Source organism: Pantoea sp. K16 (assembly GCF_048452805.1).
In the GTDB taxonomy this organism is placed as follows: Bacteria; Pseudomonadota; Gammaproteobacteria; order Enterobacterales; family Enterobacteriaceae; genus Pantoea; species Pantoea agglomerans.
The window spans coordinates 1-25403 of record NZ_JBLWNV010000011.1 but is presented as its reverse complement, the minus strand read 5'-3'; the positions used below and the strand labels follow the sequence as shown (position 1 = coordinate 25403).

Genomic DNA, 25403 nt, shown 5'->3' with positions numbered 1-25403 from the left:
TTACCGCTAAGCCTTTACGCTCTTTTGCCGATGTTATGCCTTATAACAACAGCCTCAAGAGAGCAAGGATATGAACACTGCACGAGATAATAATGGACAGAAAAGCGCAGGCATCTGGCAGAATCTCCGCCTGGTGCCGCTGTTTAGCCTGATCTTCGGCGGCATTTTGCTGCTGTTCGCACTCTGTATTGGTGTCGCCAGTTACTTTCTGATTTCCGGCAATCACTCCCTCGATGATGCCACGGACGAAATTCAGGTTCGTATGGGCCTCTCTAACAGTTCAAACCACCTGCGTACTGCGCGCCTGACCATTATTCAGGCCGGTGCCGCCGCGCGTATTGGTGAAATGGACGAGTTTCGCGCCAATATTGCCGCCGCCGAAAAACGGATCCAGCAGGCAAAAGCTGGCTTCGCGATTTATCAGGCTCGTGAAGTTAAGACGCCCGCGGATATGGAACTGGATGCCACGCTGCAGGCTCGCTTCAACGATTACATTACTAAAGGCCTGATACCGATGATTGAATCCGGTAAACAGGGCAGCTTTGAGGGCATCATTGCTCAGGAGACCGATGTCACCCGCAAGCTGGATGACGACTATAACGCGGTGTTGCTGAAGGCGATCAAGATCCGAACTGATCGCGCCAATGCCATTACCGCCCAGGCCGATCAACAGTCGCGCATCGGCTTTATCTCCATGGCCGTGGCATTCAGTGCCGCCCTGGTGCTGGTGCTGTTGACCTTTGTCTTCCTGCGCCGCGTGGTAATTAGTCCGCTGCGTCAGTCGGTGCTGCGTATCGAACGCATTGCGCAGGGTGATCTGACCTCCGCTCCCCTGCCCCATGGCCGCAGCGAGATTGGTACGCTCATCCATAACCTGCAACTGATGCAGCAGGCGCTGGTGACCACCGTTGGTACGGTGCGTGAAGGCGCCGTCGCGATTTATCAGGGCTCCAGCGAAATTTCAGCCGGTAACACCGATCTCTCTTCACGCACCGAGCAGCAGGCTGCGGCACTGGAGCAGACCGCAGCCAGCATGGAACAGCTTACCGCTACGGTGAAGCAGAACGCCGAGAATGCGCATCACGCCAGCCAGCTGGCCGCGGATGCCTCGGGTAAAGCGCGCAGCGGTGGCGAGCTGGTGAACAGCGTCGTGAAAACCATGACCAATATTTCCGGCAGCTCGAAAAAAATCGCTGAGATCACCAACGTCATTAACAGTATTGCGTTTCAGACCAACATCCTGGCGCTGAATGCGGCGGTAGAAGCGGCGCGTGCCGGTGAGCAGGGTCGTGGCTTTGCGGTGGTGGCCAGCGAAGTGCGTAATCTGGCCCAGCGCAGTGCGCAGGCAGCGAAAGAGATTGAATCGCTGATTGCTGAGTCCGTCACGCTGATCAATGACGGTTCGCATCAGGTTGGCGCAGCCGGTAGCACCATGGGTGAGATTGTCGAAGCCGTACGACGCGTTACCGATATTATGTCGGAGATCGCGGCGGCGTCAGACGAGCAGAGCCGTGGTATACAGCAGGTGAGCCAGGCGGTCACCGAAATGGATAACGTCACCCAGCAGAACGCCTCGCTGGTGGAAGAAGCCTCCGCTGCAGCGGCCTCGCTGGAAGATCAGGCGGGTAAACTGACGCAGGCGGTCGCGGCATTCCGCCTGCAGGACACGCCTGCAACCACAGGTGTGGCTGCTCGCGTATCTTCACCCTTAAAGACACCGGCTCTGGCCCCCCGTCCGGCGCTGGCAGGCGGCAGCGATAACTGGGAAACCTTCTGAGGTTATAGCGGTTAACCGTCAGCGGCTGATGTCAGCCGCGTAATCTCCGACAGCAAAAAGCCGCCTTTCCGGCAAACGGAAAGGCGGCTTTTTTATTGCGCGTCAGGCTCAGGCTTCGTGGTAAGGCTCGACGAAAATGCCATCCGGCTGGTGGGTCTCGTTAAAAAACCAGATGCCCAGCGGATAATCTTCCAGCGCCACCAGGAACATGGTGCCTTCATTAAACGGCTCCATAGCCAGAATGGTGCCAACACGACGCGGGCCGCCATCGGTTTTGACGCTGACGCGGTCATTTACCTTCATTTCGGTTCTCCAGATTATTGACTGAGTACAGTCTAAACGAAGAACCGTGGTGATGCAGCGCGTTAGCGACGGGCAATGACCCAGACGGCGTGGATGATACCGGGGATATAACCACAGAGTGTCAGCAGGATATTCAGCCAGAAGGCGCCGCCAAAACCGACCTGCATAAACACGCCCAGTGGTGGCAGCAGAATAGCGATAATAATTCGTAAGATGTCCATAACCATTCCTTTAGGTATTGATAAAAATCAGCTTTATCGCTAACTATAGCTGATTCTGCTCTGTTTAGTCGAAAAGTCAGGTAAATCTGAGTAAGGAGAAACTTTTGCAATTCCTTAACATTTCACCGCAAGACTTCTTACGCGTCAGACCTTTAAACTCTTCTCACTGCACCACCCCATAGGTGCAGCCAACCTGAAAGTAACAAGGATTTTGCCCGCGCAGCGCGGGCTTTTTTTTTGCCTGCGATCTCTCCGCTCCCGCCTTTCTGCCCTGCGTTCTATACTGATTACTCTGTTTGCTCTCAGGAGTCAGAAAATGACAGACGAAAAACAGCACGGCGATGCTCAGCCATCCGATCTGCAGATTGATGTCGAAGGTTTACTGGCGGCAATTCAGGCCAGAACGTCGGGAGAGGTACGGGAGTATATGGAGCAGGATCAGACACCACGGCTGGAAGTAGAAGGCCGGGTTTTCCACTCCTATAGCGAACTGGCGGAGGCGTTTGAAATTGATATTTGTGATTATCGCGCCTATGAAGCGAACCGCTGAAATCGATTTCAAAAAAAAACCCGGCGGGAAGGCCGGGTAAAAATTCAATTCGTTACACCAGGGAATTCTTAACACCCCTGCAGATTACCCTTTCCCGACTTCGAAACAAGCATCAGATATGCACGTTTCTGCAACCGATCGGGTAATTATGGAGCGGCTGTTACCAAAAACATCGCGCCCGCCAGTCACTTAGCCCTGCACACTTCTTGCATACTCACTTTTACTGCGGTTTCGTTTTAAGAATTATCCTGGATTTCCAGCCAGCGTGGCAGGAAAAAAAGTGTGAGCCATATTCAACTATAATATTGAAAAATCGCCGCTTTAGCCGCGAATGTGATGAAAGGAGCCTGTAAATGCCCGATCTCCACCAGCCGTTAATGATAATTACCGATCTGGATGGTTCGTTACTCGACCATCATACCTATCGCTGGGATGCGGCCACCGAATGGCTCACCACGTTAAAGCAGTACGCCGTTCCGCTGGTGATCTGTTCCAGTAAAACGGCAGCCGAGATTATTCCGCTGCAAAAAAGGCTTGGCATCAGTGGTTCACCGTTTATTGCTGAAAACGGTGCCGTGGTGCAAACGCATGATCAGCAGCGTATCCGCCTGCCCGATAACACCCTGACCTATGACGCTATCTGCCAGCGGCTGGCTGCCTTGAAAACAGCGTACCGTTTTACCGGCTTTCATGACTTCTCTGATCCGGAAGTGGCCGCAATGACCGGCCTGAGTGAGGCGGATGCAGAACTGTCGCGTCAGCGCGATGCGTCAGAAGTGATTGTCTGGCGCGACAGTGACGAGGCGTTTGAGCAGTTCCATGATGCGTTGCGTGCACAGGGCCTGGCGCTGACCCAGGGCGGGCGTTTCTGGCATGTAATGCCTGCGGGCAGCGGCAAAGGCGAAGCCCTGCGCTGGCTGCTGGCGCATTCACCCGGTGAGGCACGCGTGACCATCGGACTGGGTGACGGCCCTAACGATGCGCCGATGCTGGATGCGGTTGATTATGCGGTCGTGATTAAGGGCTACAGTAAAACACCGGTGACACTCAGCCGATCCGATCAGCAGCAGATCTATCACACGGCTCACCATGGCCCTGAGGGCTGGCGTGAAGGACTGGACTATTTTTTGACTCAACCTCAATGAGCTGCCCACGGGCATTAAAAGGATGATGCGATGAGTGACTTTTATCAGAATGGCGTAATCACCAACTTTCACAACCTCACCCACCGTAGCGTGGAGTCGCTGGAAAAAGAGATGGTACGCTTTGCCCGCAAACGCAAAATGGGGCTGATCCTGCCATCGCTGTTTTCCGAACTTGAAGGCCCGGCGCTGACGAAAATCATCGATGAGCTGGCTAAAGTGCCCTATCTGGATGAAATTGTGATTGGGCTGGATCGCGCCGACCGTGACCAGTTCCTGTTTGCCCGCGAGTTTTTCTCCCGTCTGCCTCAACGGCATCGCATTCTGTGGAACGATGGCCCACGTCTGAAGGCGATTGATGCCGAGCTGGATAAAGAGGGTTTATCACCCACTAATCCCGGCAAAGGTCGCAACGTCTGGTTCTGCACCGGCTATACGCTGGCGTCAGACCGTACCAGCTGTGTGGCACTGCATGACTGCGATATCGTCACCTATGAGCGCGGAATGCTGGCACGCCTGCTCTACCCGGTGGCGAACCCGGCGTTTCAGTATGAGTTCTGTAAGGGGTTTTATGCGCGCGTCGCGGATGGCAAGCTTAATGGCCGCGTGGGACGTCTGCTGGTGGGTCCGCTGCTGCGATCGCTGCAGAAAGTTTATGGCCATTCAGAATACCTGGAATATCTGTCGAGCTTCCGCTATCCGCTCTCCGGGGAGTTCGCCATGCGGACGCATGTGCTGAACGGGATTAAAATCCCCGGCGACTGGGGGCTGGAGATTGGCGTGCTGTCAGAGATTTACCGTAACTACACCACCCGCCAGTCGTGCCAGGTTGAGATCGCCGATAACTACGATCATAAGCATCAGCCGCTGGCTGAAGATGACGGCACCGGCGGCCTGAAGCGCATGAGCAGCGATATCGTCCAGTCACTGCTGCGTAAGCTCGCCACCATGGGTGTGCCGCTGACCAGCGACTCGTTCCGGGTGCTGAAAGCAACCTATTATCGTAATGCGCTGGATATGATGGAGACCTATAACCATGAGGCGGCGATGAACGGGCTGAAATTTGATCAGCATGTGGAAGAGGCAGCGGTAGAGATGTTTACCCAGTCGATTCTGGAAGCGGGTCAGGCGTTTATTGAGCGTCCTAACGATAAGCCGTTTATACCGAGCTGGAGTCGCGTCCAGTCAGCCTTCCCGGATGTGCTGCAGCGGATCTATAAGGCGGTTGAAGAAGATAACGACGGTAACGTCTGAAAACAGGGCGGCACAGGGAGCGTGCCGGGCCAGAAAAAGCAGAAACCGGGCCTGGCGGGTCGCAGAACCCACAGGCCTGACACTGTCAGCCCGCCAGTTGCTGCGCAGGATTCAGAGCGCAGAGTTCATCGCTGCGAAAGGCTTCGCTGCGCACGGCATAGCCGTCATACCAGCGGCACTCCACCATGCCACTCGCGTAGCCGGTCACCACCATCGTCTGCCCCTCTTCCTTATGCTGTACTTCTTCACTGATTGCGAAAACCATGATGCGCTCCTTTTATTAACCTGAGTGTTATTAATCTGAGTGTTATTAACCTGAGTGATTATTTTCTTTATAGCAGGCGAATAACGTTCCTGCCTGTTAAGGCACGCAAAAAAAGGGCAAATTCGGAATTAATCAGCTGGATATGCGGAAAATAAAAAAAGCGGATAAAAAAACTTATCCGCTTTGATGAAGTATTGACGCTGACGTCAGATTTTACAGCCTTCGCAATCGGCTTCGTCGCCGAGATCATCCGGCACTTCGCTGGCTTTTTTCTCTGCTTTCGCTTCAGCCTGCTCCAGTTGTGCGTCGATATCAAATTCAAACATGTCGTCGTTCATCGTCATTCTCCTGACCGTAAATCACAGTGCGCTTTATACCGATTTTCCGCGCACTCTGGCAATAAGGTTGACCACTAACAGCACGATCGACCCAATGATAAAGCCGAGCACCAGGTTGGCGCCGTTGCTGAGCAGCATAGCGATCCAGCCGCTGAAGCCACTGCTGACTTCCTCGATCAGATGATGCAGCGGTGCGATACCGTGCACCACAATACCGCCGCCGACCAGGAACATGGCGATGGTGCCGACCACCGAGAGGATCTTCATCAGCCAGGGCGCGGCAGCCAGCAGCACACTACCCAAACCCTGCGCAAGGCGGGACGGTTTCTCACGCAACCAGAATCCGAAGTCATCAATTTTTACGATGGCCGCCACGATGCCGTAAACGCCTACCGTAACCAGAATTGCGATGCCCGCCAGGATAATCACCTGGTTGAGCAGCGGCGATTCCGACACGATGCCTAAGGTAATCGCGACAATTTCGGCTGACAGAATGAAATCGGTGCGCACCGCGCCTTTGATCTTCTTCTTCTCAAACTCTCCCGCATTCTGATTCGCCAGCGAATCGAGTCGCTGCTGACGCGCTTCCGGTGATTTGCTCTGCTTGTCATGCTGCAGACTGTGCATCACCTTCTCCACGCCTTCGTAGCAGAGATAGGCACCGCCAATCATCAGCAGCGGCGTAATCAGCCAGGGCGCAAACGCGGAGATAATCAGCGCCAGTGGCACCAGGATCAGTTTGTTAAGAAACGATCCTTTGGCAACGCCCCATACTACCGGCAGCTCACGGTTGGCTTTTACGCCGCTGACCTGCTGAGCATTCAGCGACAGATCGTCGCCCAGTACGCCAGCGGTCTTTTTCGCCGCCACTTTCCCCATGACGGAAATATCGTCCAGAAGTGTTGCAATATCATCAAGTAAAGTCAGTAAACTGGTTCCCGCCAAAATCTTATCCTTAGTCTGGTTCGTTATGTTGACAACATGGGCAGCGCTCAATTTCCGTAACGGTCATCTCGGCGATGCCCTCACAATCCCACTCTACCCGCACCGTCTCGCCTGCTGCTCCTTCAGCATGCAGATATTTGCTGACCGGGCTTTCGGTCATGCCGGTGATCTCCTCCGTGGCGACAAGCCTGTCACCGCAGTAAACCCGCGCGGTCGCTTTGGTATTCACCATCCGCTCGTCACGAATCTGGTAAAGGCGTTTTACCGTCAGTTTTATGCTGCTCATTTCAGGCTCCTGGCCACGGAGAAAGCGCAGATCTAACCAATTATGTCTGTGATTAGCAATCGGCGTTGTAATGATGAATGCCCTGATGGTCGACTTCGGCACTCTCCGGCATCGCCAGCAGCCACTCCTCCAGCCGCTCCAGCAGGTCCTGATCCGTCAGGCGCAGTTTGCCACGTAGCGCACACTCCCAGATGATCAGCACTTTCCAGCCGCTCTCCTGCAGCTGGCGCACATAACGCCGATCACGTTCAACGTTGCTGTTGATTTTTCCGGTCCAGAATTCTGTGCGCGTCGCTGGCAGTTTAAACAGATAGCAGTGATGACGATGCCAGAAGCAGCCATGAACAAAAATAATTGCCTGATGTTCTGTCAGAACGAAATCGGGCCGACCCGGCAGGTTTTTATCCTGCACGCGAAAGCTGAAGCCCCGATCTTTCAGCAGCAGCGCAATACGTTGCTCAATGGCCGTATCCTGAGCGCGAATGGCACGCATATTTTTGCTGCGTATTTCGCTGGAGTGAACATCAGCCATAACCTCTCCTTTTTTGCTGGTACTTCAACTCTAGTCTGCGCCACGAAAAGTGAAAGCCGCCGCCCGACGACTTCACACAGTGCGCCGCAAAAACAGAACATTCCGGGGGGCTGGCACAGGGCACATCACATCCAGGCAATTTCCTCACAGCGTCTGGAGTGATAGCATAGCCACCTTACTGTTAAGGAAAAACGCATGCATCCCGCCGCCCTCGCTGAACCACTCTCTGCTGCACTTTCATCTGCTGATGCGTCTGAACTCTTTCAGCAGGTGCTGGCAATCTATTCGGTTCGTGATCTCACGGCCCGCCTGCAGCAGGCAGGATTTTCCTGCTGGACGCCGGCACTCCTGAACCGGATTCGTCAGGGTAAAACCGCCCTGCCACCGCTGTGTGAAGCCGAACTGTCGCTGTTACAGGGGCTGCTGCCGGCCCGCCCCGCCCATTATGATAATCCTGAATTTCGTTTTATCGATCTCTTTGCCGGTATTGGCGGCATTCGTAAGGGGTTCGAGGCGATCGGCGGCAAATGCGTATTCACCAGTGAATGGAATAAAGAGGCGGTCCGCACTTACAAAGCCAACCACTACAGTGATCCGCTGGAGCATCACTTCAATACCGATATCCGTCAGGTCACCCAGCCTGAAGGTCTGACCGACGATGAAGCGATATACCGCGCGATTGATGCGGCAATCCCTGATCATCAGGTGCTGCTGGCCGGTTTTCCCTGTCAGCCCTTTTCGCTGGCGGGCGTCAGCAAGAAAAATGCGCTGGGCCGTGCACATGGCTTTGAGTGTCAGGTACAGGGCACGCTGTTTTTCGATGTGGCCCGTATCCTGGCTGCCAAGAAGCCGCCGTTCTTTGTGCTGGAGAATGTGAAAAACCTCAAGAGTCATGACAAGGGCCGCACCTTCGCCATTATCATGGAGACGCTGGATGAACTGGGGTATGACGTTGCGGATGCGGGTGCCAGCAGCCCGGATGCCAAAGTGATCGATGCGCGTCACTTCCTGCCGCAGCATCGCGAACGCATTGTGCTGGTGGGTATTCGCCGTGACCTGAAAAAGCAGGATTTTACGCTGCGCGATATCCGCCGTTTCTACCCGGCGCAGGTACCCAGCCTGCAGAGCCTGCTGGAGAGTGCGCCGGACGACAAATATATCCTGTCACCGGTCCTGTGGCGCTACCTCTACCAGTATGCGAAAAAACATAAAGCCAAAGGTAATGGCTTTGGCTTTGGCCTCAACGATCCGCGTAATCCTGACTGCTGCGTGCGTACGCTGTCAGCACGTTACTACAAAGATGGCTCAGAGATTCTGATCGATCGCGGCTGGGACAGTGCGCTGGGCGAAGCGGAGTTTCAGGATGCCGATAACATGGCGCGTCGGCCACGCCGCCTTTCCCCGCGCGAGTGCGCCCGCCTGATGGGCTTTGATGTGCCAGGCCGCGAGCCGTTCCGCATTCCGGTTTCGGATACCCAGGCTTATAAGCAGTTTGGTAACTCGGTGGTGGTGCCTGTGTTTGCAGCGGTGGCTCAGCTGTTACTGCCACATATCCGTCAGCTGAAGTCGTAAGCACCGTGAAATGAAAAAACCCGTCTGGCGACGGGTTTCAGGTTCCTGTAAAACCTGGCCAGATTAGCGGTGAGATCGAGCCTGCTCAGGGAACAGGGTCAGATCGGAAAGACGCAAAAACTGTCATCCATGACCGCTCGGCCCGCGCAATTACGCACCTCATCCCTGAGGTGCGCCCGTAGCCGGGCCAACGCTTTGCGTTGTTCAAAAACGCTCCCGGCGTTTTTGTCCCTGCCGCGGGACGCTTTCCTTATCTGACCCTGTTCCCTGCGCGCTGAGGTATTGAGTTGCGGCCAGATTTAGCCGGTTTCAGCAAACCCTGAAAAGTAAAAACCCGTCTGGCGACGGGTTTCTGTTTTATTTCTTCTTCTTGCTCTGCTTCTTCAGCAGCAGCCGAATCTGCTTCAGCTCTGTTGCACTTAGTGCATCGGTCTTCACGTCAGCGGCACTGGATCCCTCAGTCCCCTCTTCTGTGATGTCCTGATTATCAATCGCCGGATGTGGATGCGTTTCCAGACTGGCCTGCAAACGTTGCACAATCTCCTGGCTCATCGAAATCTGATTTTCCAGCGCCAGCTGTTTAATCGTTTCTTTCAGCTCAGGATCAATTTTAATTGTTAAATTAACAGTTTCAGTCATCGGGCAGCTCCTTTTTTTTATTGCTACACGCTACCGGATGACCGTTTCGATTAATACACTGTCACAAAAATTTAATATTCGGTTTGCAAAGGTGTGAAGTCCCGCAGCACACCCTCATCCATTCCCACCAGATTGCCCTGCAGCTCGGCATAAAGCTTAGCCATATAGCGTACCAGGAAATCTGCGTTATGCTCAGCCAGCATGCGGCCGGTTTCAGTGTGCATAGTTTCCGGCAGACGCAGCAGCTTCTTCTGGAAATGATCCAGCGTCCATTTAACATCATTCAGCTCGCGATCTTTACCCAGCGGGTCCTGGCTGTCGAATAATGGCCGATTCAGCGCACCGGCGGTGTAGAAGACCCGCGCCAGCCCGATCGCGCCCAGCGACTCCAGCCGATCAGCATCCTGTACAATTTTAGCTTCCAGCGTCTGAGGCGGTATGCCGGCGCTGAAACTGTGGGTTTTAACGGCATGCATCACGGCATCAATCTTTTCAGCCGGGAAGTCGAGAAAATCCTGCTGCAGAATGCGCTGGGTTTCCGTCGCGGCATAGGTTGAGGCGAGATGACGTTCCGGATGGTTCTTCGGCAAGTTCACCACATCGTGAAAATAGCAGGCGGTCAGCACCACCAGCGGATCAGCGGGCGTGCCGTTCATGATTCGCTGTGCGCTCATCCAGACACGCCGCAGATGGGCGATATCGTGCGCGCCGTCGTCGTGGATCCAGTTCGCCTGAAACCAGCTTTCATAGCGAGATTGCCAGAGTGTGAGTGACATAATCTATCTCCCTGTAGTGATCGACAGCAGTTTTTCTGTCGCGATCAGTGCGCAAACGGCAAGCCATCATAGCGACTGGCTAATGACACTTTTTTTACAGTGCAGTTGAAAAGAGCAGCGCTGCCAGCGATTCCGGGCAGAAAAATGAGATCTGGATCATCTGTATAGCATCTCTGTTACACAATAACCGCAATTTCGGCTGTTTTCAGTCTTTCCTCAGTGAATTGCTGCTAAGAAAATTAGTTTAACAGGCGTAATGTTTGGTTCGATCTTAACCAACTTCCTGCCTCATGCTCAGCGTTTTTTTGTCACGCGATTAAGTGTAAAACTGCACGTTATGACAGGTGAAAAAGTCTGAAAAGGTTCCTATTTTTACGGTTATAACGTACTGTATCCGGGCTATTCGTCGCTTTTTGCCAGTTGCGTGATAAGCTTTGGTGCGCTTTTTGCATTTTGCTGGTTTTTAACTACTAAAGTGACAATTATACAGTGACAGTCAGCCTACAAATTATTAAGCAAAATGATTTAAAGCTTTTATGATAACTCTCAGATGTGAAGCAAATGGACTTTTACAGCAGTAACCGGGTTCTACTAATAAAAAGAGGTAATCCATGAAAGAACGGCCGATTCTTTTTTCCGAACAGCGTGTTCGTGCCCTGTTGGTTGGCCAGCAAACGCAAACCCGGCGCATTATGAAAACTCAGGCTTTCGGTCCGGGACAGGATCATCACGAGGGCGTACACGCTTTCGATGTGAGTGCTAATCATCTGCATGGTTATAAAATGATGTCGATGACGGACATCAGCTATCAGTGTCCTTACGGTAAACCGGGTGACGTGCTCTGGGTGCGTGAAACCTGGCGTGGCCCGATGGTACCCGAGCAGTATCTGGCCGATTATGAACGCGACCCGACGCCCTTCCGCCAGCCAGAATATTGCCAGTATCGTGCAGACAGCAACGAGCTGGGCCAGCATGCACTGAGCACGCCGGAAGCGGAACAGTTTGGCTGGCAAACCGCCATTCATATGCCGCGCTGGGCCAGCCGCATCAATCTGGAGATTACCGGCGTGCGCGCCGAGAAAATTCAGGACATCAGTGAAGATGACATTATGGCGGAAGGCGTGCAGACCGATTCGCACTTCCTCAACAACTTCTTCACCATGAACGTCAATTCTGAATCGCCCAAAGAGGCGTACCGTAAAGCCTGGGAAAAACAGTATGGTGCGACCAGCTGGGAAGTGAATCCCTGGGTGTGGGTGATTGAGTTTCATCGTATTGAGCGCAACTGACGCCCCGGCCCCACGCTTTGCGGGCTGAATCACAGACAACGACCGTGCTAACGGGTTGAATAGACGGCCCTTAGCCCTGTCGCCAGATGAACAGTGCCAGCATGGTGTTTCGATGCTGGCATTTTTATGTCTGCCGCGTCAGGATAGCGAAATAGTCCGGTTCTGTGCGGGAGTTGCGATGTTTAAATGGCCCTGGAAAACGCATAACGACGCCACCCTGGCCGCGCTGCCATGGCAGCACGGGCTGGCGCAGCCGATATTCAGCCAGCTGGATGAGGCTGAACAGCAGGCGCTGGTTGAGCTGGCGCAGCGCTTTCTGCAACAGAAAAAACTGGTGCCGCTCGATGGTGTTCAACTGGATGAATTGCGCAGTGTGCGGATCGCCCTGCTGTTCTGCCTGCCGGTGCTGAAACTGGGCCTGGAGTGGCTGGACGGTTTCCACGATGTGCTGATCTATTCCGAGCCGTTCGAGGTCGACGATCAGTGGCAGGATGACGATGGGCTGGTTCACAGTGCGCCTGCGGTTCATGCCGGACAGAGCTGGACGCAGGGGCCGGTCGTACTCAACTGGCTCGATATTCAGGACTCGTTCGATCTCTCCGGCTTTAATCTGGTGATCCACGAAGTTGCGCACAAGCTGGATGCCCGCGGCAGCGGTTACACCAGCGGTATTCCGGTCATGTCACTGCGTGACGTCGCACTCTGGGAGAAGGATTTGCGTGCCGCGATGGCGGAGATTGAGAGTGAAGTTGAACTGGTGGGTGAACAGGCCGCCACGATAGATCCCTACGCCGCCAGCGATCCGGCTGAGTGCTTCGCCGTGCTCTCTGAATATTTCTTTACGGCTCCGGTTCTGCTGGCCGAACGCTTTCCCGCCATGTATCAGCATCTGCGCCAGTTTTACCAGCAGGATCCCCTGGCCAGAATCGCCGCTGACACTGCGCAAACTGCTTAAATCACGATCGCTTTGCGTTAAAGCTAGCCAGTTGAATGATAATGTATTTTTTGCTGTTGACACCTTAGAGCGACGCCGTTAATATTCGCCTCGTTCACACGATTCCTCTGTAGTTCAGTCGGTAGAACGGCGGACTGTTAATCCGTATGTCACTGGTTCGAGTCCAGTCAGAGGAGCCAGATTAGAAAAACCCGCTCAGGGAAACCTGAGCGGGTTTTTTGCTTTTCAGCGATCCCAGTATTCTCTTCCTGTATGACTGTTCATCTCAACTCGTCTGCGGTTGTTATCACCGAGACCACCGTTAAGTCTGGATCAACGCAGGCTGTCTGGCGCAACCCTGTCATGGTGTTGTGACGAGATGGCTTTAAATGAAAAACCAGCCGGGCAATATTTACGCCGGCTGGCTCATACTAGTGACGAATTATTACTCAGGAATGGTCAGTACCTGACCCGGTGCAATTTTATCCGGGCTGCTGAGAAGGTTTTTATTCGCCTCAAAGATTTTCATATATTGGGACGCATCATTGTAAAACTGCTTTGCGATGGCGCTGAGCGTGTCGCCTGATTTAACCGTATATGTACGATTACTTCCTGCGGCGGTTACAGACTTATCATCAACATTTTTATCCACAGCATGTAACAACTCACCGCCTATATTTTTAATATTATCCAGAATGCTCATATTTACTCCCCTATCGTTTCTGATACGTTTAGTTTAATAAAGAAAACAGGATTGCCAGGCAAATACTGCTCGGCGTACGATACACCTGCTTCTAATTCATGGGTTAAACCACTGCTAAACGTTGCTGTAATTAATATAAAAACAGAGGATATTAATGATGGGTATATTGTCATGGATTGTATTCGGATTACTTGCCGGCATTATCGCCAGATGTATTATGCCAGGTAAAGAACATATGGGCATTTTCATGACCATTATTCTGGGTATTATCGGTGCGCTGATTGGCGGTGTCGTCAGTACCGCTCTGGGTTTTGGCAAGGTCGATGGCTTCAATATTTACAGCATTGGCATTGCCACCGTGGGTTCAATTATTGTGCTGTTTGTCATTCATAAAATCAGAGCGTGTAAACAGTCTTAATAGATTACGTTAAAGGGGATAACAGAATGAGTTTACTGGAAACAGTACTGGCCATGTGCGGCCTGAATAATCAGACCAGCCAGGAAGTCAAAGGTGTGCTGGAGTGGGTTGAGCAGCAAGGCGGTTTACATACTATCGTGAGTCACCTGCAGAGCGGCGAGTACAGTGAGGTGGTTAACTCCTGGCTGGGCGATGAGCAGAACGTTGCGCTGAGCAGCGACCTGGTGCAGAAGATGATTAACTCTGAGGCGATTGAGCAACTGGCTGCGCTGATGGGCATCAACACCAGCGATGCACTGAATCTGCTGGCGAAATATCTGCCGCAGCTGGTGGATAAAGCGTCAACGGCGGGTGTTGTGGATAAAAAAGCCGATCTTACCGGACTGGTGAGTCAGTTAATGCACTAAGCATGACGTAATTGAAAGATAAAAGCCTGCTGCGAAAGTATGAGGCTTTTATCTTTTAGATTAGTCAGGATAAATTAAGACGAATGCTGGAAAGCTCTTTTAAACGTTTATAGAAACCCTTCAGATGTTCCTGTAGAAAACATCAAAAACAGACTTTACAACCTCTCTTATATACCCTGCCAGATAAACTCTAAAAAAAGCGTCATTACACAATTGAATGAAAGTGATTAACATTATCTGAATCATTTACCTATATCAGGAAATTATATTTAATCATTTTCCGGAACCAGCACAATACAACCCTGCTCAATTTTCACCGTAATAATGGTTCCGGTATCAAATCCTGCCTCACGCAGCCATTTTCCGCTCAGATGTATTGCAGGTGTACTGCAATCACCGCGTTTAGGCTGATAGCCGATGGTATAGCGACGTTGTGTTTTTGATGGCGCGCCTTCAGATGAGAATTGGCATTGATCGTGGTTCGTGGTCATGGGGATGTCTCCAGTATGCTTTTAAACCGCCACCTGAGGTTCCAATCTCATGGGTGGCAGACTGAACGAGGTTGGAACTACCGGGCATACTGAACCGGCGCACCCTGAGGTGCCCTCGCCCAGCCCACCATTGAGGTGTAGCGAGACGTACGACAATAATACATTGTCGCCAGTATGATTAACCGGAGTTCCAATTCCGTCGCCTGATTTTGCAGGCGCAGAAAAAGAATACGTCGATTAACGCTGGACGACAACCGGCAGTACTGGAACACAACTCGCAGATATTAAACGAAGTTTACTGACATGCCTATCAGAGATCTCTACCCTGTATTAATCGGAGAAATGAAGTCCACACTCTATCCTGGCCCAAACGCAAAAAAGCCCGCAACGTAGCGGGCCTTTAACCAGACAACACACAACAACCATTATTTTTCATGGTAGCGATGCACTGCCGGATAATATTCCAGTCCATACAGCTGGCTCAGCGGCAGCAGCAGTTCCACGTTAATATCATGCACACGTTCACTCGCCACAGGGCCGCTCAGCAGCTGTTCAAACCAGGCTATCAGTTTCTGTTTCATTTCAGGCTCTCCGCATCAGTTGATGCTCTGAGTTAACCCGCTTACACGCCCAATCTGAAGCAAAAATTTCTGCGCTGCTTATGCCGTAAATGGCATAAGCAGCCCCCATCTGTTTAGCCAGTGCCAGACACCGGCTGCTCAAAACGGTTACTGCGTTATCAACGTCACCCAGTTCGCGCCTTTACCAGCCGGGGCTTCAGCAACCCGTTTGAGTTCGCCGCTGGCGGGATCGATGGCGTAACTGCCAATCACCGCGCTCTTCTCCCCGCTGACGATCAGCCATTTACCCTGCGCATCAATCGCAATACTGCGCGGCTGTTTTTCAACCGGCCAGCTGCCGATAAGTGTTAACTCACCCGACTGTTTATCAACCCGGTAGCCGCTGACGGTGCCGGAGGTGCGCTCGGTCACATAGATAAATTGTCCGTCCGGGATGATTTTAATGTCTGCTGCCCAGATGCGCGGCGTGGGATCGCTGTAGCCCGCCGGGCGCTGCTCGCCATGCTGCAGGTTATATATCTTCGCCACCGCATTCGGCCAGGTTTTCAGCTCCGTCAGCGACCCATCCGTCGCGCGACGGAACTGCGTAATGGTGCCGCTCATCTCCGCGAGGTTATAGAGAAAACGATTGTCGGGCGATATCACGGAATGCCGTGCGCCGCTGTTCTTCTCGCCCTGAACAAATCCGGTTCCCAGCGGCGTTATCGCGCCATTATCAGCAAAGGCATATTGCAGCACGCGATCCGCGCCAAGGTTGCCGACGTAGAGGGAATGATTGCTGACGTCGGTAATCACCGAGTGGGCATGCGGCCCGGTTTTCACCTCGCCCGTGACCTGGGGTGTCACAATGCCTTTGTCATCAATCCGGTTGCTGGTGACGATATCGCTGTCATAGGAGGCGGCCAGCAGATAGCGCCCATTTCTGTCAGTGGTGATCCACGGAAAGCTGGCTACAACCGGTGTCACCGCCAGTTTCTGCAAATCACCATGCGAACCCGAGACGCGCCAGCTGATGATCGAATAAGGCGGACTCCGCAGCGCACCATAGAGCCGTTTACCATCCGGGCTGGCCGCCAGCGGCATAATCTTTTTACCGGCAGGCGTATCGCCACGCCATTGCAGGCTGCCATTCGCCTCGCTGAGCTGATAGCGGGAAACGGTGCCGGATTCAGCATTGGAGACATAGACAAAGGTTGTCGCCCATAACGGGGCGCTACACAGCAGCGGCAGGAGTGCCAGCGCCGTTTTCAGACGGATCATAGGGTCACCTTGATAAGTAGTGTCTGCATCATTGCGCAGCAGGCATTACGCTAACCCTGTCTGAGAAGGCTGGCTTTGTGCAACTGTCTGAAATCAGGTTCGAAAGTCTGGAGATGTGACGGAGATGTTATTTTTAATGGTGCTGAAAGAGGTATGACGCCTTTCCCCACGGCGGGGGAAAGGCGTTAACAACGCGCTAACCGGTTTTCGCGATCATTTTTCGATAGCGGTTGAGCCACTTGCCGCTGTTAAGTCGCCACCAGAAGAAGATGCCACGCACCGTCCAGTCGAGGAACATCCCCAGCCAGACGCCGGTCACGCCCATCCCCAGTTCAATCCCGAGCAGGTAGCCGACCACCACGCGGGCGCACCACATGCTGAACATCGAAACATACATGGTGTAACGCGCGTCGCGTGCGCCCTTGAGGCCGGCGGGCAGCACCCAGGATGCGGCCCACAGTGGCATAAACAGCGCGTTGAGCCAGAGCAGATGCTTCGTCACATTAATGACCTCCGGATCGCTGGTATAGAACCGCGCCAGCAACCCGGCCAGTGGCACCGTCAGCAGCGCTATCGCGCTCAGACACAACGTCGCCAGCCAGAAGACATGCCGCACCTGACGCTCTGCCTGAAACACCTGATTTCTGCCCAGACGGGTGCCGGTAATAATGGTGGATGCAGAACCCAGCGCATTGCCCGGCAGGTTAATCAGCGACGCAACCGAGAACGCGATAAAGTTACCCGCAATCTCACTGGTGCCCATTCCTGCAACAAACACCTGTGTCAGCAGTTTACCGCCGTTGAACAGCACCGACTCGATACTGGCAGGCACGCCTATACCTAAAACTTCCATCAGAATGCTGCTGTTCCAGCGCCGGAAATAGCTCGACAGCGTGATTTTCAGTGAGGCGTTAAAGCCGATCATCAGCACGTAAATCACCGCGATCGCCCCGATATAGCGGGTGATGGTCAATCCGAGCCCGGCACCGATAAACCCTAAACCGTCCCACGAGAAGCAGCCATAAATCAGCACGCTACTGATGATGATGTTGAGGATGTTCATGCCGCCGTTAATCAGCATCGGAATTTTGGTGTTACCTGCACCGCGCAGCGCTCCGCTGCCAATCAGGGTGATGGCGGCGGCCGGATAGCTCCAGGCGGAAGTCTGCAGATAGCTCAGCGCCAGCGCTTTGACTTTTGGATCGGCGGCACCGGCAATCGCATCGACGATCAGATGGCCCCAGAACTCAATGGCGATCACCAGCACAAAGGCGAGTATCGTCATCATGGCCAGCGACTGACGCGTGGCGGCACGGGCGCGCTTGCCGTTGCGTTTTGCCAGACTGAACGCCACCACCACCGTGGTACCAAGATCGATGGCAGCAAAGAACGAGATGATCACCATGTTGAAGCTGTCGGCCAGGCCGACGCCCGCCATCGCCTCTTTACCCAGCCAGCTGACCAGGAAGGTGCTCAGTACGCCCATCAATAGCACACAGGCGTTCTCGAAAAAGATAGGCACTGCTAATGGCGATATCTCACGCCAGTAGAGCGTGCGATACGAACGGCGTTTCGGGTACCACGCCGTGCGCTTGATCGCCTGCATCACTGCTACGCCGGGATTTTGCAAAGGATTACCAAATCAGAAGAGACTGGACAGGAGTTCTAATGATGATAGTGGGCAGAGAAATATGCAAAGTCTTTCCAGTGCAAATTAATCATGGTTACAAACTTTTTAATGCCGCCACGGCACAATCTGCCTCACTGCCCCGCCCGCTGTAGCAAACCTGATTATTTCCCTGACGTTATGATCGGTTGGCCATGCTTTGCTGCTGACGCTTTTTCCGCCCTCTCCTCATCGGTAACGTATTAAAAAGAGGCGAATCACCCCTTCTGATAGTAAAGATTTTCTTAATGGATTTCAGTGCAGCGGATCTTCACTTAAAACAGCACTGCTCAGAATTCGCGCTTCGCTGGCGCAAAAAAACGGCGATCACAGATTCTTCAACAATCTCCGCAACAAACCCGCTAAGCTTGGGGCAAATTGCGGAAAAAAATGGAAGGAGAAACCATGCCGACACTACGGAAAAACCTGACCAGCCAGCAGGCGCTGGATGAACTCGAACGCCTGTACGATGGCGCCGTTGATGCGCTGCGCGAGGCGATTAAAGCCTTTACCGAAAACGGCACGCTGCCCGATGCCACCGCTCGGGCGCAGGGACTATTTGTTTATCCGGAGCTGCGCATCACCTGGCGCGGCGACGGTCCGCAGCAGAACCGCACGCGTGCCTGGGGACGTTTCACCCACACCGGCAGTTACAGCACCACCATCACCCGCCCGGCATTGCTGCGCCACTATATTTCGGAACAGCTTCAGATGCTGGAGAAGGAGTATCAGCTGGAGATCGACGTGGGGCCCTCCAGCCAGGAGATCCCCTACCCTTACGTGATCGACGGTTCCGACCTGTCACTGGATCGCACCATGAGCGCCGGTATTGCGCGCCACTTCCCGACCACCGAGCTGTCACAGATTGGTGATGAGACCGCCGATGGCCTGTTCCATGCCGATGCAAAATCCCCTCTGTCGCACTTCGACGCGCTGCGAACCGACTTCTCGCTGGCCCGCCTGCGCCACTACACTGGCACCAGCGTAGAGCACTTCCAGCCGTTTGTGCTGTTCACCAACTACACCCGTTATGTTGATGAGTTTGTGCGCTGGGCGATCGAGCAGGTGCGCGATCCCAGTACTCCTTACGACAGCCTGGCCTGCGCGGGCGATGTGGTGCTGACCGCCGACACCGCTGACAGTGAATCGATGCTCTCGGATCTGGCGTGGAAGAAGCACCAGATGCCCGCCTGGCATCTCACCTCGCCGAATCGTCGCGGTATTACGCTGATTAATATTGGTGTTGGCCCGTCGAATGCCAAAACCATCTGCGATCATCTGGCGGTGATGCGTCCACATGCGTGGCTGATGATTGGTCACTGTGGCGGTCTGCGCGAGAGCCAGCGGATTGGTGATTATGTGCTGGCCCATGCCTATCTGCGCGACGATCACGTGCTGGACAGCGTGCTGCCGCCTGATATCCCGGTACCCAGCATTGCCGAAGTGCAGCGCGCGCTGTATGACGCCACCAAATCAGTGAGCGGCATGCCAGGCGAAGAGGTGAAGCAGCGGTTGCGTACCGGCACCGTGGTGACCACGGACGACCGCAACTGGGAACTGCGCTACTCCGCTTCGGCACTGCGCTTTAACCTGAGCCGTGCGGTGGCGGTCGATATGGAAAGCGCCACTATTGCCGCACAGGGTTATCGTTTCCGGGTGCCATATGGCACGCTGCTGTGCGTTTCAGACAAGCCGCTGCACGGTGAGATTAAGCTGCCCGGTCAGGCGAACCGTTTCTATGAAGGGGCGATTTCGGAGCATCTGCAGATTGGTATTCACGCTGTTGAGCTGCTGCGCGCCGAGGGCGATAAGCTGCATTCGCGTAAGTTGCGTACCTTTAATGAGCCGCCTTTCAGGTAAGCGTTAGCCGGCTGATGCGAGGAATAAGGCCGGTACTGCTGACAGGCAGTACCGGCCTCTTGCTTTGGAATTTACCCAACGCGCATGTCAGTGCCGGGATAATTTATACTTTAAAGGTCTCTACAATCAGCCTGAGAGACTGCGCTTGCTCAGAGAGAGACTGAGAAGCACTTGATGATTCTTCTACCAGAGCAGAGTTATTTTGCGTCACCCCATCCATCTGGCTGACTGCAATACTCACCTGAGAAATCCCCTGCATCTGTTCAGCCGACGACAGCGCAATAGCATCCATGGATTCAGCCAGTTCATCCACTAAATGCACGACTTTGAGAATACTCAAACCCGTATCACTGGCAACAGTGACGCCGCATGCAACCTGTCCGACAGCCTGCTCTATTAACGCTTTAATATCTTTTGCGGCAGTCGCACTACGTTGTGCAAGCGTTCTGACTTCAGACGCGACGACAGCGAAGCCCCTTCCCGTCTCTCCCGCTCGTGCCGCTTCAACGGCTGCGTTCAGGGCAAGAATATTAGTCTGGAATGCGATGCTTTCGATGACGGCGGTGATATCTCTGACTTTAGACGCGCTTTTTGAAATATCACTCATCGTATCTGACATTCGTTTGACGTCCGTTTCCCCTCGTTTTGCAATCGAGGCGGTATCTCTCGCTGAGTTGGCTGTGTCCCTGGCAGTTTTGCTGTTATTTTGTACCGTAGCGGTGAGCTGTTCCATACTCGCAGCCGTTTCCTGCAAGGCAGCGGCCTGCTGTTCAGTGCGGGATGCAAGCTCATTGTTTCCTTCAGAAATCTCATTCGCAGAAAGGGCGACTGAAGAAGAGCCTGATTTAATTTCTGAAACGATATCCCGTAACCGAACCTGCATGCTGTTTAAAGAGGCCATGAGACTGAGAGTGTCATTTTTCTTCAAGCTAACCGGTGTGGTCAGATCCCCATTGGTGATCGCATAAGCAAGCTTCCGCGCTGTACTCGGTTCATCGCCAAGCTCGCTCATGAGTTTACGAATAAGATAGATGCTGGTGCCCGTGCCGAACAAAATAGCCGCAACTAAAAGCGTCACCAGGATGATGTAGGCTCTTTCGGTATTTTTCGCATTTTGATTAACTGAGTCATCCGACTGCTTTGCCAGGATTTCACTCATCAGGGTAAGACCTTCAAGCAGCGGAACCTGTGCGGGTCTGACTTTTTCCAACAGATACTTAACGGTGATATCACTGTTTTTAGCCAGTGCCAGCGGAACGGTGTTACTGAAGGCATCCAGAGCATTTTTCTCGCTGTCACTGATCTTCGCAAAGGCTTTATATTCTTCCGTATCGCCAGACTGGCTGATCATCGTATTCAGTTGATCCCTGCTGGCTGCAAATTTAGCCTTCAGTTTAACCAGACGATCAGACTGCTCCTGGATAAGAGCCTGATCTGAAAAGAGTGATAAATTCCTGACGGTTATCGCCATATCGCGCTGCGCCAGGGTAAGTTCATTGATTAATTTTGTTTTTTTCATATCACCCTGAACAACTGACTCAAGCGTGCTTTTAGCCTGATATAAAGAGTGAATAGCGACAACGATACATATGGAGAAAAAGATGATTAACGTGCCAAATCCGGAACCGAGGCGCGTAGAGATTTTCATTAAAATTCCTTGAAGGGGGGCGGCGATATAGATCTATCGGCATCTCTTTTTTTAACTTCAATGAATATTTATCACATAAATAATATTAACCAGAATTAATGGCACCGCTGCAAAGCATCACAAAAACTCATAAATTTGTCAGGCTTTGATGCTTTCCAGTTCAACCAGAAATCGTTTTTTTGTGCGTTATAAACAATCAGAACCCTTATGCATACCGTTGTCTTAACTTATTACTGCGTTACGCTACACTGGTTTGCATGTCATAAAAATTTCATTTAACCCTTGCAGGCGCGGCTTTTAAGGCTGCTACAACCTGGATGCTTTTCGCATGCAAAAAACACCGAAATAAAAACCAGGAATACATAAATTATAATTATAAATAACGTCAGGAACTTCTGTACATCACTTTAAACGCGGGCCGGTTCTGTGACGTCTCGCAGGATATGAATGCTTTATTAGTTCGAAGAATATGGCAGAACAGATCGGCATAAGGATGCTTCAGCCCGGCCGTAGCAATCCAGCCTTCAGGCAGAAAACGCGCTGAGTGCGTTGATGAGCGTGCCCGTCTGCACGATAGCCCTGGTCTGATATGCATCACGAATAAACTCTCCATCATCAGCCCTTGATACGAACGGATAGCCCGGGCAATCGCAGAGAGAAATAGATTTGCCTGACTCGCGCATCAGCTGCAGTAACAGATGAAATTAAAAGCCGTAACATAACTGAAGCATATTGCAGACGAAATATAAAAACATACACAGCAACAAAAAACATCATTATTGAGCTTGTCACTCCATAATTGCTGTGCAATATAAATAACAGCAGACTGTAGAAGCTATTTCTTAAAATTAGTGCCACATACTGGCAATGTATTCCCGCCTTTCACATAAAATAAAATAAAGGACGCATAAAGAAACTCCAAAACGGAGGAAGACTGACAAGAAGTATTTGAGGAAAATTAACATACCTTTGGCAGCGCAGATAATAAATTTAATTACTCACTTAAAGAGGATTCATTGTGAAAGTTAAAAATATGACTGTGTTAGCGAGTATGGTTTTATTCTACTCCGCTCAGGGTATGGCCAGACAATTTGATATCAGTGCAGCAAACATTGACGTCAATACCTCTAAGTCTTCCTTCATTCTTACAGGTGCGGGAGGTGCCGGCGGCGCAGGTGGCGCGGGGGGTGCAGGAGGCGCGTTAGGCGGGCAAGGTGGTGCCGGAGGTGTTGGAGGCGCCGGAGGTGCTGGCGGAAGTGATGGTAATGGCGCCGCTAACGCCAGCCAGAATGGTAATAATTCCAATAATGATAACGGCAGTAAAAACGGCAACGGTTCTGATCAGGGTAATAACAGTAATAACGGCACCGGGAATGCTAACGGGAGTGGTGACGGTAACGGAAATGATGCAGGCAACGGCGGTGGTAATGGAGGAGGTGATGGTGGCGGAGATGGTGGTGGTAATGGTGGTGGCGGAGATGGTGGTGGTAATGGTGGTGGTGGTGATGGTGGCGGTGATGGCGGCGGTGATGGCGGCGGAGACTGATAGTCTGGCGTCCATTAACTAAAAAGCTCCTGTTTGTAACCGTTATAGCAGGAGCATTATCACTGTTAGCACAGGAACAGCACATGAAACTTACCAGAAGTTACCCATTATTTTTAGCCACCGTACTGACAGTGGCATGTCCGTTTTACTCGCTGGCTCAGACTGCCAGCGACATGAATACTTCATCCTCAAATACCTCCCTCCAGCCCTCAGCAGGCAAAGACGGACAACAAGGCAATGGTGAAAACGGAGGCGCGGGAGGCAAAGGAGGCGTTCCGGGAGAAGGTACTAACGGAGGAAAAGGAGGTAATGGCGGCAATGGCGGCAATAGTGGGAGTGCCGATAATCCCGATACATCAAGTAAAGGCGGTGCGGGCGGCGCAGGTGGTGCGGGCGGCGCAGGTGGTGCGGGCGGCGCAGGCGGTGCAGGTGGTGCGGGCGGCGCAGGCGGTGCGGGTGGTAACGGAGGGACCGGTGGAGAAAGTTTTCTGAAAAGGATTTTCAAATGAAAATAATCACTTTGTTAGCTTCGCTAATCATCATTCCGTATGCGCATGCTGAGTACAAAACGGATATGTTGAGTTCACACCATAATGTCATTCTCATTGATGCCGCTGCAGGTTCTGATGGCGGACCGGGTCAGAACGGCGGTGCCGGGGCCAATGGCGGTCCGGGTGAAAATGGAGGACGAGGGGGAAACGGAGGTATCGGAGGAAATGGAGGGTCAGGAGGAAACGGTGGTGCCGGAGCCAATGGCGGTGATGGCGGAAATGGCGGCCTGGGAGGAAGCGGTGGAAATGGCGGAAACGGAGGTGCTGGACAGAATGGCCAGGCCGGAGGCAATGGCGGGAATGGAGGAAGCGGCAGTATGGGGGGAGATGGCGGAAACGGTGGAAATGGAGGGAATGGCAGCAATGGTAGTGCTGGTGGCGCAGGGGGGAACGGAGGAAATGGTGGCAGCACGGGAGGTGACGGCGGTGCGGGAGGTAACGGTGGTGACGGAGGAGATGGCGGCGACTAAATTCAACCACGCCTTAATATCTCTTCTCTCCTGGCAGCAGGCTTATAAAACAGGCGAGAACAGCAATTATCACGGGTTAATTCACAGCTAAAACAGGCATTTGAATAACACTGATTTAGCGTAAGAAAACTTTCCGTTAGCTCCGTCAGCTCAACATTAAAATCAGCTTACCTGAATTAACTAAAACGCTCAGAGATCCTGTCAACGCTGAGTATGTGTGAAACTCCTCTTTTTTTACCATCAGGGAAATGCAACCTGGAGTTGGCGTACAGTGGAGCCCCGGATTTTTGATAGCCATCATGTGAGAAATAATGGAATTAAATACACCGCTGAAATGGAGTAGCGAGTAACAACAAACGCCACAAGTGAAATGCTTTTATAATTTAAACGCACAAACGAGAACAGCCGCGAATAACGACAACTCCGCCATATGCTCTCTATTGCAATGTTTAGCAGTGTATCAGACACCGCCAACCCCATAGCCTGACAGACGATACCCGCTCAGTGTTAACGCGCGGCTAAGTGATTTGAAACTCCCGAACGCCTGGTGGGCGTAACCCGCTTAGTGCTAACGCGCGGCTAAATGACCTGAAACTCTCCTCGCCTGGCGGGCGAAACCCTCTCAGTGCATACCCGCAGCAAAGCGAAACCTTATGTATCTTTCCCCGCTTTCAGCGGCCGGAGCCCAGCCAGTCCGGGTGACAAACCCACCGGCAGGGGGTTTCCCAGAGGCGTCCGCAGCGCTGAGGAACAACCAGAGGCAAGGATGAGCCGACAGGACGTCGGCGAAAGGACGGCACGAGCCAGGGATGGCGAGTCCGGACGGTCCGTCGGCCGCAGGGCGTGACGAAGGCACCCCGCACAGCGGGGCGCGCAGGCAGCCGGACGCCGGGATTGTTAAGGGGCGGGCGTCCGCCCCTTGACGCGTCCGCCTGCACAGGCAACCTGAAACTCCCCATCGCCTGGCGGGCGTAACCCT

At 52.9% G+C, this 25403-nt stretch carries 27 protein-coding genes, 1 tRNA gene and 1 pseudogene; 13 read left to right on the top strand and 16 right to left on the bottom strand.

Annotated features, from left to right (window positions below; all coding sequences use genetic code 11):
• Positions 1 to 70 precede the first annotated feature (70 nt).
• Positions 71 to 1777: a methyl-accepting chemotaxis protein gene (locus tag ACK13D_RS15095; RefSeq protein WP_033778944.1), complete on the top strand. Its 1707-nt coding sequence runs from the start codon at positions 71 to 73 to the stop codon at positions 1775 to 1777.
• 108 nt (positions 1778 to 1885) lie between these two features.
• Here the strand turns inward: ACK13D_RS15095 and dsrB are convergent, their stop codons facing one another.
• Together dsrB and ACK13D_RS15085 are read right to left on the bottom strand one after the other, a co-directional pair.
• The gene (dsrB, locus tag ACK13D_RS15090; protein ID WP_010670857.1) at positions 1886 to 2080 is read right to left on the bottom strand and encodes a protein DsrB; all 195 of its coding nucleotides are present in this window, start codon (positions 2078 to 2080) and stop codon (positions 1886 to 1888) included.
• A 62-nt stretch (positions 2081 to 2142) separates the two neighbouring features.
• Positions 2143 to 2301 (bottom strand): YqaE/Pmp3 family membrane protein, encoded by a 159-nt coding sequence (locus ACK13D_RS15085; RefSeq protein ID WP_010247691.1) that lies wholly within the window; start codon positions 2299 to 2301, stop codon positions 2143 to 2145.
• A 316-nt stretch (positions 2302 to 2617) separates the two neighbouring features.
• Here ACK13D_RS15085 and ACK13D_RS15080 point away from each other — a divergent pair, with 316 nt between their 5' ends.
• The 3 genes from ACK13D_RS15080 (at position 2618) to ACK13D_RS15070 (ending at position 5247) form a co-directional block, all read left to right on the top strand.
• Positions 2618 to 2851 (top strand): DUF2525 domain-containing protein, encoded by a 234-nt coding sequence (locus ACK13D_RS15080; protein ID WP_010247694.1) that lies wholly within the window; start codon positions 2618 to 2620, stop codon positions 2849 to 2851.
• A gap of 353 nt (positions 2852 to 3204) precedes the next feature.
• Complete coding sequence (locus tag ACK13D_RS15075; protein ID WP_159226519.1) at positions 3205 to 3996, top strand: mannosyl-3-phosphoglycerate phosphatase-related protein; 792 nt, start codon at positions 3205 to 3207, stop codon at positions 3994 to 3996.
• Positions 3997 to 4026: 30 nt separating this feature from the next.
• Entirely contained in the window at positions 4027 to 5247 is a 1221-nt protein-coding gene (locus ACK13D_RS15070; RefSeq protein WP_418796765.1) for a glycosyl transferase, read from the top strand.
• Positions 5248 to 5332: 85 nt separating this feature from the next.
• On the opposite strand, the gene ACK13D_RS15065 is transcribed toward ACK13D_RS15070, so the two are convergent.
• From ACK13D_RS15065 to ACK13D_RS15045, 5 genes are all read right to left on the bottom strand, one after another.
• Positions 5333 to 5512 carry a YodC family protein gene (locus ACK13D_RS15065; RefSeq protein ID WP_010247703.1) on the bottom strand — a complete coding sequence of 60 codons (180 nt, stop codon included), beginning with the start codon at positions 5510 to 5512 and terminating at the stop codon, positions 5333 to 5335.
• A gap of 206 nt (positions 5513 to 5718) precedes the next feature.
• Positions 5719 to 5850 (bottom strand): hypothetical protein, encoded by a 132-nt coding sequence (locus ACK13D_RS15060; protein ID WP_003854444.1) that lies wholly within the window; start codon positions 5848 to 5850, stop codon positions 5719 to 5721.
• A 33-nt stretch (positions 5851 to 5883) separates the two neighbouring features.
• Entirely contained in the window at positions 5884 to 6795 is a 912-nt protein-coding gene (locus ACK13D_RS15055; protein WP_418796763.1) for a DUF808 domain-containing protein, read from the bottom strand.
• 10 nt (positions 6796 to 6805) lie between these two features.
• Positions 6806 to 7081 (bottom strand): hypothetical protein, encoded by a 276-nt coding sequence (locus tag ACK13D_RS15050; RefSeq protein ID WP_010247711.1) that lies wholly within the window; start codon positions 7079 to 7081, stop codon positions 6806 to 6808.
• Positions 7082 to 7133: 52 nt separating this feature from the next.
• On the bottom strand, positions 7134 to 7613 hold the full coding sequence (locus ACK13D_RS15045; protein ID WP_010247714.1) for a very short patch repair endonuclease: 480 nt from the start codon (positions 7611 to 7613) through the stop codon (positions 7134 to 7136).
• A gap of 195 nt (positions 7614 to 7808) precedes the next feature.
• On the opposite strand from ACK13D_RS15045, the gene dcm reads away from it, so the two are divergent.
• The gene (dcm, locus tag ACK13D_RS15040; protein WP_052270605.1) at positions 7809 to 9185 is read left to right on the top strand and encodes a DNA (cytosine-5-)-methyltransferase; all 1377 of its coding nucleotides are present in this window, start codon (positions 7809 to 7811) and stop codon (positions 9183 to 9185) included.
• Between the two features lie 357 nt (positions 9186 to 9542).
• Here the strand turns inward: dcm and ACK13D_RS15035 are convergent, their stop codons facing one another.
• Together ACK13D_RS15035 and ACK13D_RS15030 are read right to left on the bottom strand one after the other, a co-directional pair.
• Positions 9543 to 9824, bottom strand: a complete 282-nt coding sequence (locus ACK13D_RS15035; RefSeq protein WP_010247717.1) for an Arc family DNA-binding protein — start codon at positions 9822 to 9824, stop codon at positions 9543 to 9545.
• A 71-nt stretch (positions 9825 to 9895) separates the two neighbouring features.
• Positions 9896 to 10600: a phosphohydrolase gene (locus tag ACK13D_RS15030; protein WP_010670862.1), complete on the bottom strand. Its 705-nt coding sequence runs from the start codon at positions 10598 to 10600 to the stop codon at positions 9896 to 9898.
• 611 nt (positions 10601 to 11211) lie between these two features.
• On the opposite strand from ACK13D_RS15030, the gene ACK13D_RS15025 reads away from it, so the two are divergent.
• The 3 genes from ACK13D_RS15025 to ACK13D_RS15015 all read left to right on the top strand — a co-directional run bounded on the left by ACK13D_RS15025 (position 11212) and on the right by ACK13D_RS15015 (position 13023).
• Positions 11212 to 11889, top strand: a complete 678-nt coding sequence (locus ACK13D_RS15025) for a hypothetical protein (RefSeq protein ID WP_010247721.1) — start codon at positions 11212 to 11214, stop codon at positions 11887 to 11889.
• Positions 11890 to 12067: 178 nt separating this feature from the next.
• Positions 12068 to 12844 carry a DgsA anti-repressor MtfA gene (mtfA, locus tag ACK13D_RS15020; protein WP_193555285.1) on the top strand — a complete coding sequence of 259 codons (777 nt, stop codon included), beginning with the start codon at positions 12068 to 12070 and terminating at the stop codon, positions 12842 to 12844.
• Positions 12845 to 12947: 103 nt separating this feature from the next.
• Positions 12948 to 13023, top strand: a tRNA-Asn gene (locus tag ACK13D_RS15015).
• 245 nt (positions 13024 to 13268) lie between these two features.
• Here ACK13D_RS15015 and ACK13D_RS15010 read toward each other — a convergent pair.
• A pseudogene (locus ACK13D_RS15010) lies at positions 13269 to 13424 on the bottom strand (LysM peptidoglycan-binding domain-containing protein); the annotation flags it as partial.
• Between the two features lie 259 nt (positions 13425 to 13683).
• Here ACK13D_RS15010 and ACK13D_RS15005 point away from each other — a divergent pair.
• Together ACK13D_RS15005 and ACK13D_RS15000 are read left to right on the top strand one after the other, a co-directional pair.
• Positions 13684 to 13944: a GlsB/YeaQ/YmgE family stress response membrane protein gene (locus ACK13D_RS15005; RefSeq protein WP_062757877.1), complete on the top strand. Its 261-nt coding sequence runs from the start codon at positions 13684 to 13686 to the stop codon at positions 13942 to 13944.
• Between the two features lie 26 nt (positions 13945 to 13970).
• Positions 13971 to 14351, top strand: a complete 381-nt coding sequence (locus tag ACK13D_RS15000; protein WP_267712459.1) for a YidB family protein — start codon at positions 13971 to 13973, stop codon at positions 14349 to 14351.
• A gap of 269 nt (positions 14352 to 14620) precedes the next feature.
• Here ACK13D_RS15000 and ACK13D_RS14995 read toward each other — a convergent pair whose 3' ends face one another.
• The 4 genes from ACK13D_RS14995 to ACK13D_RS14980 all read right to left on the bottom strand — a co-directional run bounded on the left by ACK13D_RS14995 (position 14621) and on the right by ACK13D_RS14980 (position 18289).
• On the bottom strand, positions 14621 to 14842 hold the full coding sequence (locus ACK13D_RS14995; protein ID WP_061901346.1) for a SymE family type I addiction module toxin: 222 nt from the start codon (positions 14840 to 14842) through the stop codon (positions 14621 to 14623).
• Positions 14843 to 15267: 425 nt separating this feature from the next.
• Positions 15268 to 15423, bottom strand: coding sequence for a hypothetical protein (locus ACK13D_RS14990; RefSeq protein ID WP_010670871.1), 156 nt, complete (start codon positions 15421 to 15423; stop codon positions 15268 to 15270).
• Between the two features lie 147 nt (positions 15424 to 15570).
• The gene (locus ACK13D_RS14985; RefSeq protein ID WP_418796759.1) at positions 15571 to 16683 is read right to left on the bottom strand and encodes a lactonase family protein; all 1113 of its coding nucleotides are present in this window, start codon (positions 16681 to 16683) and stop codon (positions 15571 to 15573) included.
• A 196-nt stretch (positions 16684 to 16879) separates the two neighbouring features.
• Positions 16880 to 18289 (bottom strand): EmmdR/YeeO family multidrug/toxin efflux MATE transporter, encoded by a 1410-nt coding sequence (locus tag ACK13D_RS14980; protein WP_418796757.1) that lies wholly within the window; start codon positions 18287 to 18289, stop codon positions 16880 to 16882.
• A gap of 465 nt (positions 18290 to 18754) precedes the next feature.
• Between ACK13D_RS14980 and ACK13D_RS14975 the strand changes: the two genes are divergently transcribed.
• Positions 18755 to 20209, top strand: a complete 1455-nt coding sequence (locus ACK13D_RS14975) for an AMP nucleosidase (protein WP_010670874.1) — start codon at positions 18755 to 18757, stop codon at positions 20207 to 20209.
• Between the two features lie 103 nt (positions 20210 to 20312).
• Here ACK13D_RS14975 and ACK13D_RS14970 read toward each other — a convergent pair whose 3' ends face one another.
• On the bottom strand, positions 20313 to 21857 hold the full coding sequence (locus tag ACK13D_RS14970; protein WP_418796755.1) for a methyl-accepting chemotaxis protein: 1545 nt from the start codon (positions 21855 to 21857) through the stop codon (positions 20313 to 20315).
• 1201 nt (positions 21858 to 23058) lie between these two features.
• A complete protein-coding gene (locus tag ACK13D_RS14965; RefSeq protein ID WP_187495955.1) occupies positions 23059 to 23418 on the bottom strand; it encodes a hypothetical protein in 360 nt (119 codons plus the stop codon).
• A 303-nt stretch (positions 23419 to 23721) separates the two neighbouring features.
• On the opposite strand from ACK13D_RS14965, the gene ACK13D_RS14960 reads away from it, so the two are divergent.
• Complete coding sequence (locus ACK13D_RS14960) at positions 23722 to 23895, top strand: hypothetical protein (protein WP_418796753.1); 174 nt, start codon at positions 23722 to 23724, stop codon at positions 23893 to 23895.
• A gap of 101 nt (positions 23896 to 23996) precedes the next feature.
• Positions 23997 to 24515, top strand: coding sequence for a hypothetical protein (locus tag ACK13D_RS14955; protein ID WP_187495953.1), 519 nt, complete (start codon positions 23997 to 23999; stop codon positions 24513 to 24515).
• Positions 24516 to 25403 lie beyond the last annotated feature (888 nt).

Coding starts and splice junctions, on each gene's coding strand:
- dsrB (WP_010670857.1), bottom strand. CDS start 2,080: ATGAAGGTAAATGACCGCGTCAGCGTCAAAACCGATGGCGGCCCGCGT.
- mtfA (WP_193555285.1), top strand. CDS start 12,068: ATGTTTAAATGGCCCTGGAAAACGCATAACGACGCCACCCTGGCCGCG.
- dcm (WP_052270605.1), top strand. CDS start 7,809: ATGCATCCCGCCGCCCTCGCTGAACCACTCTCTGCTGCACTTTCATCT.
- ACK13D_RS15030 (WP_010670862.1), bottom strand. CDS start 10,600: ATGTCACTCACACTCTGGCAATCTCGCTATGAAAGCTGGTTTCAGGCG.
- ACK13D_RS14985 (WP_418796759.1), bottom strand. CDS start 16,683: ATGATCCGTCTGAAAACGGCGCTGGCACTCCTGCCGCTGCTGTGTAGC.
- ACK13D_RS15035 (WP_010247717.1), bottom strand. CDS start 9,824: ATGACTGAAACTGTTAATTTAACAATTAAAATTGATCCTGAGCTGAAA.
- ACK13D_RS15045 (WP_010247714.1), bottom strand. CDS start 7,613: ATGGCTGATGTTCACTCCAGCGAAATACGCAGCAAAAATATGCGTGCC.
- ACK13D_RS14970 (WP_418796755.1), bottom strand. CDS start 21,857: ATGAAAATCTCTACGCGCCTCGGTTCCGGATTTGGCACGTTAATCATC.
- ACK13D_RS15005 (WP_062757877.1), top strand. CDS start 13,684: ATGGGTATATTGTCATGGATTGTATTCGGATTACTTGCCGGCATTATC.
- ACK13D_RS14995 (WP_061901346.1), bottom strand. CDS start 14,842: ATGACCACGAACCACGATCAATGCCAATTCTCATCTGAAGGCGCGCCA.
- ACK13D_RS15050 (WP_010247711.1), bottom strand. CDS start 7,081: ATGAGCAGCATAAAACTGACGGTAAAACGCCTTTACCAGATTCGTGAC.
- ACK13D_RS15070 (WP_418796765.1), top strand. CDS start 4,027: ATGAGTGACTTTTATCAGAATGGCGTAATCACCAACTTTCACAACCTC.
- ACK13D_RS15065 (WP_010247703.1), bottom strand. CDS start 5,512: ATGGTTTTCGCAATCAGTGAAGAAGTACAGCATAAGGAAGAGGGGCAG.
- ACK13D_RS14975 (WP_010670874.1), top strand. CDS start 18,755: ATGCCGACACTACGGAAAAACCTGACCAGCCAGCAGGCGCTGGATGAA.
- ACK13D_RS15075 (WP_159226519.1), top strand. CDS start 3,205: ATGCCCGATCTCCACCAGCCGTTAATGATAATTACCGATCTGGATGGT.
- ACK13D_RS15085 (WP_010247691.1), bottom strand. CDS start 2,301: ATGGACATCTTACGAATTATTATCGCTATTCTGCTGCCACCACTGGGC.
- ACK13D_RS15095 (WP_033778944.1), top strand. CDS start 71: ATGAACACTGCACGAGATAATAATGGACAGAAAAGCGCAGGCATCTGG.
- ACK13D_RS15000 (WP_267712459.1), top strand. CDS start 13,971: ATGAGTTTACTGGAAACAGTACTGGCCATGTGCGGCCTGAATAATCAG.
- ACK13D_RS15080 (WP_010247694.1), top strand. CDS start 2,618: ATGACAGACGAAAAACAGCACGGCGATGCTCAGCCATCCGATCTGCAG.
- ACK13D_RS14990 (WP_010670871.1), bottom strand. CDS start 15,423: ATGAAACAGAAACTGATAGCCTGGTTTGAACAGCTGCTGAGCGGCCCT.
- ACK13D_RS14955 (WP_187495953.1), top strand. CDS start 23,997: ATGTCATTCTCATTGATGCCGCTGCAGGTTCTGATGGCGGACCGGGTC.
- ACK13D_RS15025 (WP_010247721.1), top strand. CDS start 11,212: ATGAAAGAACGGCCGATTCTTTTTTCCGAACAGCGTGTTCGTGCCCTG.
- ACK13D_RS14965 (WP_187495955.1), bottom strand. CDS start 23,418: ATGGACGCCAGACTATCAGTCTCCGCCGCCATCACCGCCGCCATCACC.
- ACK13D_RS15060 (WP_003854444.1), bottom strand. CDS start 5,850: ATGAACGACGACATGTTTGAATTTGATATCGACGCACAACTGGAGCAG.
- ACK13D_RS14960 (WP_418796753.1), top strand. CDS start 23,722: ATGGCGGCAATAGTGGGAGTGCCGATAATCCCGATACATCAAGTAAAG.
- ACK13D_RS14980 (WP_418796757.1), bottom strand. CDS start 18,289: ATGCAGGCGATCAAGCGCACGGCGTGGTACCCGAAACGCCGTTCGTAT.